The sequence below is a fragment of the Rhizobium gallicum bv. gallicum R602sp genome (assembly GCF_000816845.1).
GTDB classification, from domain to species: domain Bacteria; phylum Pseudomonadota; class Alphaproteobacteria; order Rhizobiales; family Rhizobiaceae; genus Rhizobium; species Rhizobium gallicum.
Genome location: NZ_CP006880.1, coordinates 2,304,805 through 2,317,401, shown reverse-complemented (window position 1 = coordinate 2,317,401; position 12,597 = coordinate 2,304,805). Strand labels below are relative to the sequence as shown.

The 12,597-nt window shown below is 60.0% G+C and carries 10 protein-coding genes; 8 read left to right on the top strand and 2 right to left on the bottom strand.

Annotated features, from left to right (window positions below; genetic code table 11):
- Position 1 precedes the first annotated feature (1 nt).
- Positions 2-1,192, bottom strand: a complete 1,191-nt coding sequence (locus RGR602_RS34075; protein WP_040116288.1) for a sialidase family protein — start codon at positions 1,190-1,192, stop codon at positions 2-4.
- A gap of 352 nt (positions 1,193-1,544) precedes the next feature.
- Here RGR602_RS34075 and RGR602_RS34070 point away from each other — a divergent pair, with 352 nt between their 5' ends.
- The 5 genes from RGR602_RS34070 (at position 1,545) to RGR602_RS34050 (ending at position 7,548) form a co-directional block, all read left to right on the top strand.
- A complete protein-coding gene (locus RGR602_RS34070) occupies positions 1,545-3,062 on the top strand; it encodes an ABC transporter substrate-binding protein (RefSeq protein ID WP_040116287.1) in 1,518 nt (505 codons plus the stop codon).
- Between the two features lie 97 nt (positions 3,063-3,159).
- Positions 3,160-4,074 carry an ABC transporter permease gene (locus RGR602_RS34065; protein ID WP_040116732.1) on the top strand — a complete coding sequence of 305 codons (915 nt, stop codon included), beginning with the start codon at positions 3,160-3,162 and terminating at the stop codon, positions 4,072-4,074.
- Between the two features lie 14 nt (positions 4,075-4,088).
- Positions 4,089-5,018 carry an ABC transporter permease gene (locus RGR602_RS34060; RefSeq protein WP_407692077.1) on the top strand — a complete coding sequence of 310 codons (930 nt, stop codon included), beginning with the start codon at positions 4,089-4,091 and terminating at the stop codon, positions 5,016-5,018.
- Positions 5,011-6,630, top strand: a complete 1,620-nt coding sequence (locus tag RGR602_RS34055) for an ABC transporter ATP-binding protein (protein WP_040116285.1) — start codon at positions 5,011-5,013, stop codon at positions 6,628-6,630. Before RGR602_RS34060 ends, RGR602_RS34055 begins: the two co-directional genes overlap by 8 nt.
- A gap of 21 nt (positions 6,631-6,651) precedes the next feature.
- Positions 6,652-7,548: a dihydrodipicolinate synthase family protein gene (locus tag RGR602_RS34050; RefSeq protein WP_040116731.1), complete on the top strand. Its 897-nt coding sequence runs from the start codon at positions 6,652-6,654 to the stop codon at positions 7,546-7,548.
- A 583-nt stretch (positions 7,549-8,131) separates the two neighbouring features.
- Here RGR602_RS34050 and RGR602_RS34045 read toward each other — a convergent pair.
- A complete protein-coding gene (locus tag RGR602_RS34045) occupies positions 8,132-8,344 on the bottom strand; it encodes a c-type cytochrome (protein ID WP_052451893.1) in 213 nt (70 codons plus the stop codon).
- A 235-nt stretch (positions 8,345-8,579) separates the two neighbouring features.
- On the opposite strand from RGR602_RS34045, the gene RGR602_RS34040 reads away from it, so the two are divergent.
- The 3 genes from RGR602_RS34040 to RGR602_RS34030 all read left to right on the top strand — a co-directional run bounded on the left by RGR602_RS34040 (position 8,580) and on the right by RGR602_RS34030 (position 12,438).
- Complete coding sequence (locus RGR602_RS34040) at positions 8,580-9,524, top strand: AraC family transcriptional regulator (protein WP_040116284.1); 945 nt, start codon at positions 8,580-8,582, stop codon at positions 9,522-9,524.
- Positions 9,525-9,756: 232 nt separating this feature from the next.
- Positions 9,757-10,215, top strand: coding sequence for a (2Fe-2S)-binding protein (locus tag RGR602_RS34035; protein WP_040116283.1), 459 nt, complete (start codon positions 9,757-9,759; stop codon positions 10,213-10,215).
- A 3-nt stretch (positions 10,216-10,218) separates the two neighbouring features.
- The gene (locus RGR602_RS34030; protein WP_040116282.1) at positions 10,219-12,438 is read left to right on the top strand and encodes a xanthine dehydrogenase family protein molybdopterin-binding subunit; all 2,220 of its coding nucleotides are present in this window, start codon (positions 10,219-10,221) and stop codon (positions 12,436-12,438) included.
- The last annotated feature ends 159 nt before the right edge of the window (positions 12,439-12,597 follow it).

Sequence of the window (12,597 nt, the reverse complement as noted above, 5' to 3'; positions counted from 1 at the left end):
ATTATTCTCCGGCTACTGCACTGGCCCAGCCTGGCGCCAGACGAACGTATTTGATGGCGCGCCTGTAGTATGTATAGGCGATGTGAAGACTGCCGTCGGTTCCCTCGAGCAGCCACGGATAGGACATTTCCTTGTTGTGACCGTCGATCGAATTGTTCGACAGGCAGGTGCCCAGACCTTCCTCGATGATGATTCGTTGCGAAAAACTCTTTGCCCCGTCATCGGAAATGCAGACGCTGACCGGTGCGCGCGGCACGCCCCAGATCGGCACGCAGCCGCCATCCGGGTTAGCATCCGGCCGGTCGTCGTGCTCGCCCAGCTCGTCGTAAAGCGAGGCGCGGCGATCTGTGGACATGTCCGCATTGATCGGGTTGCAGATCATTGCGATGCGGCCATCTTTCAGGCGGATCGCGGCGATCGACGAATTGTTGTTGGGCACGTCGGTCGCCTGCGGCACAGACCACGTACGCCCGCCATCGGCGCTCTCGGTACGATAGACAAAATCCGCCTGCCTGCGACGGAACACGGCGGCAAATTTTCCGTCGCCAATGGACACCGGACTCATGTGTACGCAGCCGATCGAGTGCTCAAGATCTTCCAGACGCCAGGTCTTGCCGCCATCTTCGGAAACGCCGACGGCGGCGTGGTCATGGCTGCCGTTCCACTTCTGGTCCGGCCGCTGGATGCAGCGAAAGATCGGCAGAAGCCAAGCGCCATCGTCGCGAATCGTCAGCGGTGCGCGAACGAAACAGCCCCGCGGAAGGTCGAGGTAACGCCCTTCGCCCGCTGTCAGCTTTGTCTGATCGGAGGCATCGCGCGTTACCTCAGCCATTCGGATGCGGCATTCGTCCTGATTGCCGGAAGGTTGCGAGGTATGGAACAGAAACAGGCCGCCACCGGGGGCCGCAAACAGAACCGGGTTTTGCTCGGAATGGTCAGGATCGAAACTCAGCCGCTGCGGTTCACCCCATCTATCTGACCCCGCCGCCAGAACCGAAGCAAAGATCGAGATATCCGACTTTCCTTCCAATGTGCCGCCGAACCAAGCACAGATCAGGGAGCCATCCACCGCGAGGTGCAGGAAGGATGCGTGGTTCTGGATCATCGGTGAGGTCAGCATGGCCTCGTGTCGTCCGTTTCCGGCGGCTTTCACTGTGCCGGTCATGACGGTGGCAATCTGTTCAGGCGTCATCGGGGTCTCCTCTTAACACCATGAAAATCACCAAAATAGAAAAGTTGTCAAGTTTGAAAAACTCACACATTTGCCGTTGACGATCCGAATTATCGACACATGTATTTGAAATTAATTAGTTTTCTGTGGGCCAATTTTGTACAAAATGATAGTTCCGAATATTTAATTTGACAAACTTGCCCAGAAATCCGATGGTCTGCGCCAGCTCGCTCATGGCGACGAAAAGGACGGAGGCATCCCGACCGACGCACAGGGGCCTCAAGGAGGAATGACTTTAGGCCGCACAGCTAAAAGGCCATTGACGAGATGAACAGCAAGCGGTGCGATCTGCACCCAAAGGGAGGAGAATGACATGAAAACCTCGCACCTATTTGGAGCCATTCTGGGCTCTGTCCTCGCACTCGGTACCGGCATCGCTCCGGCACAGGCCGCGTCGAGCGAAATCAAGATCGTTTTGCCGGAAGAAGCCGACTTGCTCGAGCCCTGCATGGCGACGCGCTCCAATATCGGCCGCGTCATCATGGAGAATGTCAGTGAAACGCTGACCGAGCTCGATGTGCGCGGTAAACAGGGCGTCATGCCCCGCCTCGCTGAAAAATGGGAACAGACCGGCGATGGCGCCTGGCGTTTCCAGTTGCGTCAGGGCGTAAAATTCTCCGACGGTAAGGCCTTTGGCGCCAAAGATGTCAAATACAGCTTCGATCGCATTTTCAGCGACAAGAACGTCTGCGAATCCCGCCGTTATTTCGGCGGCATGAAGTTCGACGTGAAGGTCGTCGACGACAACACCATCGATTTCAAGGTCGAGCCGATTCAGCCGATCCTGCCGCTGTTGCTGTCGCTCGTCACCATCGTTCCGGAAGGCACGCCGCTGGAGTTCGTCCGCGAGCCGGTCGGCACCGGCCCCTACAAGCTGTCCAACTGGACGCCTGGCCAGCAGATCGTTCTCGACGCGCGCGACGACTATTGGGGCAAGAAGCCCGCCGTCACCAAGGCCACCTATCTCTTCCGTGCCGATCCGGCCGTCCGCGCCGCCATGGTTCAGGCTGGTGAAGCCGATCTCGCTCCGTCGATCTCGCAGGTCGAAGCCACCAACGACAAGACCGACTTCTCCTATCTCGACAGCGAAACGGTGTATCTGCGCATCGATGGCAACATCGCGCCGCTCAATGATATCCGTGTCCGCAAGGCGCTGAACCTCGCCATCGACCGTCAGGCCTTCATCGGCACGCTCGTGCCACAGGACGCGGTCCTGGCAACGGCTCTGGTGCCGCCGACGACGCTCGGCTGGAACCCGGACGTAAAGGTTTTCCCCTACGAACCGGATCAGGCCAAGAAACTGCTTGAAGAAGCAAAGGCTGACGGCGTTGCGGTCGATACCCCGATCACTGTTGTCGCCCGCACGGCAAACTTCCCGAACGTGACGGAAATTATGGAAGCCATCCAGACACAGTTGCAGGACGTCGGCTTCAAGATCGACCTGCGCTTCGTCGAGGTGGCCGAGCATGAGGTCTATTACTCGAAGCCGTTCAAGGAAGGTCGTGGTCCGCAGATCGTTGCCGCCATGCACGACAATTCCAAGGGTGACCCGTCCTTCACCATGTTCTTCAAGTACCACTCGAAGGGCACCCAGTCGGGTTACTCCGATCCGAAGGTCGATGATCTCATCGCCCGCGCTTCGGCCGCCACCGGTGATGAACGTGCAAAGCTATGGTCGGAATTGATCGCCTATGTCCACGACGATCTCGTCGCCGATGTGCTGCTCTTCCACATGGTCGGTTATTCCCGCGTGTCCGAACGTCTGGACTTCAAGCCCAGTATCGCCACGAACTCGATGCTGCAGCTCTCCGAGATTGGCATCAAGAACTAACCCCGGACCATAATCTGAAGGGCGACCCAACCGCCCCAATCGAAGCAAAATGGGCGGCGGTCCTGCCGGCGTCCATTCCAGCAAGATCGAGGTCACCATGCTCACTTTCATTCGCAAGCGCGCCTTCGCCAGCCTCATCTCGCTCGTCGGCCTGCTGGTCATGGTCTTCTTCCTGTCGCGCCTGACAGGCGACCCGGCTTCCCTGTTCCTCCCCGTCGAAGCATCCGCCGAAATGAAGGCCGAGTTCCGTGCACTGCACGGCCTCGACCAGCCGCTTCTCGTGCAGTTCGGCCAGTATGTCGGCAATGTGGTGACCGGCGACCTCGGCGAAAGCCTGCGCAAAGCCCGCCCGGCACTTGATGTCGTTCTCGAAGCCTTCATCTGGACGCTGTGGCTCGCCATCATCACCATGACGCTGGTCACCGTCGCGGCTATCGTCGTCGGCTCGCTTGCCGCCTTCCGCACCGGCGGTTTCTTCGACCGGTTTTCCTCGATAGTGTCGCTGATCGGCGCTTCCGTCCCTGATTTCTGGCTCGCCATCGTCGCGATCGTGGTCTTTGCCATCCAGCTGTCCTGGTTGCCGACATCTGGCACAGGTACGCTGTCGCATTGGATCCTGCCGATCTGCGTGCTGTTCGTACGTCCCTTCGGCATCATCGTTCAGGTGGTGCGCGGCTCAATGATTTCGGCGCTCTCTTCCGCTTACGTGAAGACGGCCCGCGCCAAGGGCGTCAAATCCGGGCCGATCATCTTTGTCCACGCACTGCGCAACGCCATGCTGCCGGTCATCACCGTCATCGGCGACCAGGCCGCCAGCCTCTTGAACGGCGCAGTCGTCATCGAGACCATCTTTGGTTTCCCCGGCGTCGGCAAATTGATGATCGACAGCATCTTGCAGCGTGACTTCAACGTCGTGCTGGCGGCGATCCTCGTCACAGCTTTCGCCATTTTCCTCATGAACCTCGTGATCGATCTCGCCTACGCTCTGCTCGATCCGCGCATCCGCTACTGAGGGTCTACATGACCATGGCCATCCCATCTCACACGACCGACAACACCGTCGCCGCCGAGCCAAGCGCCTTCGTACGCATGGCGCGCATGCTATGGGCGGACAAGTTCGCGCTCTGCGCCGCCATCTTCCTTATCTTCGTCATTGTCATGGCGATCATCGGCCCGACCATTCTCCATGATCTCGCCACCAAGCAGAACCTGCGCGGCCGTAACCTCGCCCCATTCGACTTCAGCCGCGAATGGTTCATGTGGCTCGGCGCCGATGCGCTGGGCCGCCCGCTCTGGCCACGCATCATCGTCGCCACTCAGAACACCATCATGGTCGCTGCCGGCGCCGTGCTGATCTCGTCTGTCGTCGGCACGCTGCTCGGCCTGATCGCCGGCTTCGCGTCGGAGCGAACCAGTCAGATCATCATGCGTCTTGCCGACGTCATCATGTCCTTCCCGTCGCTACTGGTCGCGGTGATCGTGCTCTATATTCTCGGCTCGTCCATCCTCAACCTGATGCTGGTCCTTTCGATCACCCGTATCCCGGTCTATCTGCGCACCACCCGAGCCGAGGTTCTGGAAATCAAGAGCCGCATGTTCGTGCAGGCCGCCCGTGTCATGGGCGCATCGTCCAAGCGCATTCTCTTCCGCCACATCCTGCCCGTTGTTTTCCCGACGCTGACGACGCTTGCCACGCTTGATTTCGCCTATGTCATGCTGGCGGAAAGCGCGCTTTCCTTCCTCGGCATCGGCATCCAGCCGCCGGAAATCACCTGGGGCTTGATGATCTCCCAGGGCCGCCAGTACCTCACCAATGCCTGGTGGCTATCGTTCTGGCCAGGTCTGGCGATCATTCTTACTACGCTCTCGCTCAACCTTCTGTCCAATTGGCTGCGTATTGCGCTCGACCCCGTCCAGCGCTGGCGTCTGGAAATGAAAGGACCGAAAAATGGCTGATCATCTTCTCGAAGTCCGCAACCTCTCCGTCGACTTCCACACCGTCACCGGCACCGTTCACGCCGTGCGCAACATCTCCTACTATCTCGACCGTGGCGAAACGCTTGCCATCCTCGGCGAGAGCGGTTCGGGCAAATCGGTATCGTCATCGGCGATCATGAACTTGATCGACATGCCGCCGGGCAAGATCACATCCGGCGAGATTCTTCTCGACGGCAAAGATCTGCTGAAAATGTCGGCCGAAGCCCGCCGCGAGGTGAACGGCCGCCGCATCGCCATGATCTTTCAGGACCCGCTCAGCCACCTCAACCCGGTCTATACGGTCGGCTGGCAGATGCGCGAGGCGCTGAAGACCCACGGCATCAGCACTAAGCAGGCACAGGCCGAAGCGCTGCGCCTTTTCAAGCGCGTTGCGCTGCCGGACCCCGAACGGGCGCTCGACAAATACCCGCACGAGTTTTCCGGCGGTCAGCGCCAACGCGTCATGATCGCTATGGCGCTGGCGCTGAAACCCGACCTGCTGATTGCAGACGAGCCGACCACCGCACTCGATGTAACCGTGCAGGCGGAAGTGCTAGCGCTTCTGAAGGAACTGCAGCGCGAAACAGGAATGGGCGTTCTCATCATCACCCACGATCTCGGCGTTGTCTCGGAAGTCGCAGATCGCGTCGTCGTCATGGAAAAGGGCCAGTTGGTCGAAAGCGGCACGGTGCGCGACGTCTACCGCAACCCGCAGCACGCCTATACGAAAAAGCTGATCGCCGCCGCCCCCGGGAAGGGCGAAATGCACGAGCCGGAAGCACAAGGCGAACCGATCCTCAGCGTCAAGGACGCCCGCAAGTCTTACGGCGACTTCGAGGCGCTTAAGGGCGTTTCCTTCGACCTCAAGCAGGGTGAAACCGTCGCCGTTGTCGGCGAAAGTGGCTCGGGAAAATCGACGCTTGCCCGCATCCTTTTGCGCCTGGAGGAGCCGGATGGCGGCACCGCTTATTGGAAGGGAAAAGACCTTTTCACCATGTCGCCGGGTGACTTATTCAAGCTGCGCCGCGACCTGCAGATGGTGTTTCAGGACCCCACCCAGTCGCTCAACCCGCGCATGACGGTCTATCAGCTGATTTCCGAGGCCTGGGTCATCCACCCGGAAATCATGCCCAAGGACAAATGGCGCGAACGCGTTGGCGAACTGCTCGGTCAGGTCGGCCTCTCTCCGGAGCACGTGGGGCGTTACCCGCACCAGTTCTCCGGCGGCCAGCGCCAGCGTATCGCCATCGCCCGCGCACTAGCGCTCGAACCGCAGTTGATCGTCTGCGACGAGGCCGTGTCAGCGCTCGACGTGTCGGTACAGGCGCAGGTGATCACGCTTCTCGACAAGCTGCGCAAGGAGATGGGCATCGCCTTCATCTTCATTGCTCACGACTTGCCGCTGGTGCGCGATTTCGCCGATTACGTGATGGTCATGCAGAAGGGCGAGGTCGTCGAGCTTGGCACCGTCGCGCAAGTCTTCGACAACCCGCAAAAGCCCTATACGCAGGCGCTTCTCGCTGCCAGCCTCGATCCCGACCCGGACGTGCAGGCCGCAAGCCGCAACGCCCGCCTCGCAAGCGTTTCCTGATATTGATACCGGGGTAGAATGATGACCAAGAAAGCTTTCGTCGCAATAGTGACATGCTTCAACGACGACGAGACCATCAATTACGAAGCCACCCGCGCCCAGGTGCGCCGGCAGGTCGCGGCCGGCAACAACATCATGTGCGCCGGGACCAATGGTGACTTTTCCGCACTCACCCACGGCGAAAAGGTCAAGCTGCTGGAGGAAGTGGTCGATGAAGTCGGCGGTAAGGTCGATGTCATCGTCAATGCCGGTATGCCCGCCACGTTCGAAACCCTGCAGCTGGCGAAAGAATTCGACCGCATCGGTGTCAGCGGCATCGCCGTCATCACCCCCTTCTTTATCGCCTGCGCGCAGGATGGCTTGATCCGCCACTTCTCGACGGTGGCAGACGCCGTCAACACACCGGTCTATCTTTACGACATCCCGGCCCGCACCCAGAATCACATCGAGCCGGAAACTGCCCGCAAGCTGGCCACCCACGGCAACATCGCCGGCATCAAGGATTCCGGCGGCGCGCAGGAAACCTTGGCTGCCTATCTTCAGGTCTCCAAGGAAGTCGAAGGTTTCGAAGTCTATTCCGGTCCCGACCACTTGGTCCTGTGGTCGCTGCAGAATGGTGCTGCCGGCTGCATTTCCGGTCTCGGGAACGCCATGCCGGACGTCTTGGCCGGCATCGTCGGTGGCTTCAACTCGGGCGATATCGCAGAAGCCGAACGTCAGCAGGAAATCTACACCGCCTTCCGCACAGACCTCTACGCCCACGGTTTCCCGCCGGCCATGGTCAAGCGTGCGCTCTACCTGCAGGATTCCTCTGTCGGCGCCAGCCGCCAGCCGGCCTTGCTTGCCGATGCCGAACAGGACAAGAAGATTGTCGAAATACTGAAGAAGTATGATCTACTATCGGGTCAACGTGGATAAAATCGTTGCTGCATCAATGCCGCTAAGCCGCCGAATGTAAGGAGACCCCTTCTTATTAACGCACTGATCCTCCAAAAACGGATCGCTTTTTTGATTGGAGTTTTGCGCGCTAGATTGCCGGCTGGGAACAGGAGCGGAAGCGATGAGAACATCGAATTTTTCGGACCCCCAGAAGGCTTTCATTCTCAAGCAGGGGGTGATCACGGCGTGCCGGTGGCGGAGATTTGCCCGCAAGGCAGGGATCCAGCCAGGGCTGCGATGGACAGGAAGCCCTGTGGCATCTGCAACCGTCTTTCGCCAAAGCAGACTCAAGCGGCACCGCCGGTACATTCTATTTTCAAGTGCGACATGCCAAAATCTCCAAGGTGAAACCATTGAAATCATTGGCATGTCGCACTTGGCGTAGATTCTCCAAGTGTCTGAAGATGCATTAAGTCTGGCGTGGTCAGAGCGCCGTGCCTTCGGGATCAGGCCGATCTCAATCCGCACGGTCATCGTTGTTCCGCGGACAAGAGTGGCGGGAGCGCTGAGATAGGCGTCCAGATTCTGTTCGGTCCAGACGATCTGCGACTGGACGAGCGCCTTAATAGCGCGCGCCCTCGACGGACCCGGCCTTTCGTCCGACGACGCCCGCGAGCGAGGGGCCGATCTTCTCCTGGCCGTTCACCGAATGACAGGCGCTGCAGCGGGCAAAGAGCTTTTCTCCCCGGCTCGCGTCGCCATCCGCGGCAGCGCCGGAAGGACAGAGTGCTAGGCCGGCGAGCATGAAGACTGCTGCAGTTTTCATTACCTTCATGGCGGGATTGAACCTTTCGTTTGGATTCCGGATCGAGCGACACGTACAGCCAGGCCCTCGGTCATTGCTGCTGTGTCCAAGCGCCGAAACTGCATAGCGCTCGGTCTCTGCGAGGCGTTAGCTCGTTCCTGTTGAATTCTTGCCTGATACTCTGGAAATCAAATTAATGTGATAATGCTGGTGTACTCCCTTCGTATAGAAGATAGTCGGGAAACCAGTTCGATGGAGAGCATTTTTGGCCCACGCGGAGAGTTTTCAGGATCAAACGGCTGGCATTCGTTCGCGGATTCTCGACGTGCTGGCGCAATTGCCGTGGGATGGCATCAATTTCAAGCACGAGATACCGGGCCTGTCGCTCTATCGCGTCGTCGAGCCTGCCGGACCCTTCTTCACATTGTATCAACCCAGTCTCTCGGTGATCATCAGCGGGAGCAAGCGCGTCCGTGTCGGGGACGAAACACTTGTCTATGATGCGTCACACTTCTTCCTCACGACCATCGGCCTGCCGATGACCGGCCAAATCTGTGAGGCGAGCAAGGTGGAGCCTTATGTGGCTGGCCAGTTGCGCCTGGATCTCGAGGCGCTTCGGCGTCTGATTGCCAACCACGATCTGCATCCGACGGATACATCCGACCGCGACCGCGGCGTCGTCGTGGGTACGGTTACGCCGGAACTTTACGACGCCTTCGGGCGATTGATTTCGCTGGCAAATTCGACTGACGATATTCCGTTCATGGCGAACCATATTCAGAACGAAATCTACTACCGACTCCTCACAGGTGAACATGGTGCGCGCCTGCGCCGCTTTGCGCTCGCCGGAACGAATAGCAACCGCGTGGCAAAAGCGGTTGCCTGGCTGAAGGAGAACTATGCCATGCCTCTTCGCGTCGAGGCGTTGGCGGACATGGCAAACATGGGCGTTTCGACGCTGCATCATCATTTCCGGGCCATGACCGCCATGAGCCCGCTGCAATTCCAGAAGCATCTGCGGCTTCACCATGCGCGGGAACTGATGCTGTCTGGCTCGCTGGATGCGGCGACCGCGGCGCTCAAGGTTGGCTATGAGAGCCCGACGCAGTTCAGCCGGGAGTATCGCCGCATGTTCGGTCATCCTCCTCTGCGCGACGTCAGGGCCATCCTCAATGCCGGCGATTCAGCCAGCCGCAGCTCCGTCGGCTAGCGCCATCACCGGCCTTTATGGCCGGTCTCGGTCCGTCCGAAAATTCAATCCTGCAAATGGCAGAAATAATCTATGCGACAGGATCGGGCAATAATCCGACAGGATCGACTCTATCAGGCTTCAATATCGTCTTATAAGCTTGCCCGGCAGATGACGATCGTCAGGGAAGCGCGGACCGGTATGGCCGGGGCCGGCGCTCCGTGATGGCGCGTCATAACGCGAGGAGAACATCATGGTGACTTTGACGATCAACGGCAACGAACATCAGGTCGAGGCCGAGGCGGATATGCCGCTTCTCTGGGCAATCCGCGATCTCGTCGGGCTGACAGGGACGAAATTCGGTTGCGGCATGGCGCAATGCGGCGCCTGCACCGTCCTGCTGGACGGCGCGGCAGTGCGTTCCTGTCAAACATTCGTCGGCGACATTGGCGACGCGAAAGTGACGACCATCGAGGGGCTTTCGGGCAAGGTGGCACAAACCGTGCAGACGGTCTGGGCCGATCTCGATGTGCCGCAATGCGGCTACTGTCAGTCCGGGCAGATCATATCGGCGACCGATCTGCTGACGAACAATCCAAAGCCCACCGACGACGATATCGACGCCGCGATGACGGGAAATCTCTGTCGTTGCGCCACCTATCACCGAATCCGTGCCGGGATTCATGAAGCTGCCAAGCGTTTGGAGGTCTGAGCGATGATCCCGAAACTGATGCAATCCCTGGTGCTGCCCGTGGCAAAGACGCAGGCATCCCGCCGGCAGTTCATGCTTGGCGCGCTCGCGGCCGGTGGCGGTGTTGCCGTCGGCTACCATATTCTGGCTTCGTCGCCTGCCGCCGCGAGCGAAACTGCGGCGGATGCAAACAAGGCGGCTGCCTTCACCCCTTATCTGACGATCGACGGCGACGGCAGGGTCATGGTTCTGTCGTCCCAGTTCGAAATGGGACAGGGTTCCTATAACGGTCTTGCAACGCTCGTTGCGGAAGAACTCGACGCCGATTGGTCGTCCATCGATGTCCAGGGCGTCGCCGGCAATGTGAAGGCCTATGGCAACGTCGCCTTTGGCGGCGCCATTCAGGGAACGGGCGGGTCCACCTCGATGGTCACCTCCTGGGAACGCTATCGAAAAGCAGGCGCGGCGGCGCGCGCCATGCTGGTGGCCGCTGCGGCATCCGAATGGGGTGTGCAGCCGGCGGAGATCACCGTCGAAAACGGCGTGCTGGCACATCCGTCCGGCAAGACCGCCGGCTTCGGTGCGTTTGCCGCCAAGGCCGCGGCCATGCCCGTGCCGGCTGATGTGAAACTCAAGCAGCCGGCCGACTGGAAGCTGATCGGCAATGCCAAGCTGAAGCGGTTCGACAGTGCCCGCAAGACCAACGGAACCGAGCAGTACACGATCGACGTCAAGCTTCCCGGCATGCTGACGGCGGTGATGATCCATCCGCCCATGTTCGGTGCCAAGGTCAAGTCCTTCGATGCCGCCGCGGCGCGTGCCGTCAAGAGGGTCGTCGATGTGGTCGAGACGCCGCGCGGTATCGCCGTCGTCGCTGAGCATATGTGGGCGGCGATCAAGGGCCGCGAAGCCGTCAAGGTCGTATGGGACGAGACGGCGGCGGAAAAACGCGGCACGCCCGAACTCATGGCAATGTACAGGGATCTCGCGGGCAAGGCTCCCAAAGCGGTCGCCCGCAAGGACGGCGACCCCGACGCGGGCTTTGCGGCGGCGGCCAAGGTCATCGAGGCGACCTTCGAGTTCCCCTATCTGGCGCATTCGGCGATGGAACCGCTCAATGCAGTCGCCCGCAGGAATGACGACGGCACGCTGGAAATCTGGGGCGGGCATCAGTTCCCCGACGTCTATCAGATGCTGGCCGGCCAGATCGTCGGCATCACGCCAGACAAGGTGCAACTGCATGTCATGAAGACGGGCGGCAGCTTCGGCCGACGCGCCGTGTTCGATGGCGATGTGGTCGTCGAGTCCGTCTATGTCGCCAAGGCTATCGGGTTCCGGGCGCCGGTGAAGGTGCAATGGACCCGCGAGGACGACATGCGCGCCGGCCGATATCGCCCATCCTATGTCCATACGCTCAAGGCCGGGATCGATGGTGACGGAAAGCTCGTGGCCTGGAGCAACCACATTGTCGGTCAGTCCATCATGGCAAAGACAATGTTCGAAGGCGCGATCCAGAACGGCGTCGACCCGACTTCGGTCGAAGGGGCGAACAACCTGCCGTATGCCATTCCCAACCAGGCGGTCGGACTGACGACAACCGACGTCGGTGTACCTGTCCTGTGGTGGCGTTCCGTGGGTTCGACGCATACGGCTTTTGCCGCCGAAACCTTCATCGACGAGGTCGCCGAAGCGGCAGGGCGTGATCCGATCGAATACCGCTTGTCGATGCTCGATCCGCAATCGCGCCACGCGGTCGTACTCAAGCTCGCAGCAGAAAAGGCCGAATGGACCAAACCGCTGCCGAAAGGCCGTTTCCGCGGCGTTTCGGTTGCGGAAAGCTTTGGGTCGGTGGTTGCGCAGATTGCGGAAGTTTCGACCGACGACAGTGGCGGCATCAAAGTCGAACGCGTTGTCGCCGCCGTAGATTGCGGCTTGGCCGTCAATCCGGACCAGGTCCGCGCCCAGGTCGAAGGCGGTATCGGTTTTGGTCTCGGCGCCATTCTGGGCGAGGAAATCACCTTGACCTCAGGCAAGGTCGATCAGGGCAACTTCGATACGTACACGCCGCTCCGGATCGATGCGATGCCGGTGGTGGAGGTTCACATCCTTGCCTCTGCCAATCCGCCCTCGGGTATCGGTGAACCGGGCGTTCCGCCGATCGGCCCCGCGGTTGCCAACGCAATCTACAAGGCGCTGGGCAAGCGGATTCGCGCCATGCCCTTTGCCAAGACACTTAACGCATGATCGCACATCCCCGGCCCGGCTCGCTCGGCCGGGGATGTCGTTTCCAACCTCGATCTTCGGAGAAGAAGGGCCACAGAGCCGAGCCGGGTCCGCGGTTCTGATCTCATCCACGCGTTTTTCTACTCCACGGTAAGGTGTCGCCGGGTGCTATTTAAGAGT

Coding starts and splice junctions, on each gene's coding strand:
- RGR602_RS34075 (WP_040116288.1), bottom strand. CDS start 1,192: ATGACGCCTGAACAGATTGCCACCGTCATGACCGGCACAGTGAAAGCC.
- RGR602_RS34070 (WP_040116287.1), top strand. CDS start 1,545: ATGAAAACCTCGCACCTATTTGGAGCCATTCTGGGCTCTGTCCTCGCA.
- RGR602_RS34065 (WP_040116732.1), top strand. CDS start 3,160: ATGCTCACTTTCATTCGCAAGCGCGCCTTCGCCAGCCTCATCTCGCTC.
- RGR602_RS34060 (WP_407692077.1), top strand. CDS start 4,089: ATGGCCATCCCATCTCACACGACCGACAACACCGTCGCCGCCGAGCCA.
- RGR602_RS34055 (WP_040116285.1), top strand. CDS start 5,011: ATGGCTGATCATCTTCTCGAAGTCCGCAACCTCTCCGTCGACTTCCAC.
- RGR602_RS34050 (WP_040116731.1), top strand. CDS start 6,652: ATGACCAAGAAAGCTTTCGTCGCAATAGTGACATGCTTCAACGACGAC.
- RGR602_RS34045 (WP_052451893.1), bottom strand. CDS start 8,344: ATGAAGGTAATGAAAACTGCAGCAGTCTTCATGCTCGCCGGCCTAGCA.
- RGR602_RS34035 (WP_040116283.1), top strand. CDS start 9,757: ATGGTGACTTTGACGATCAACGGCAACGAACATCAGGTCGAGGCCGAG.
- RGR602_RS34030 (WP_040116282.1), top strand. CDS start 10,219: ATGATCCCGAAACTGATGCAATCCCTGGTGCTGCCCGTGGCAAAGACG.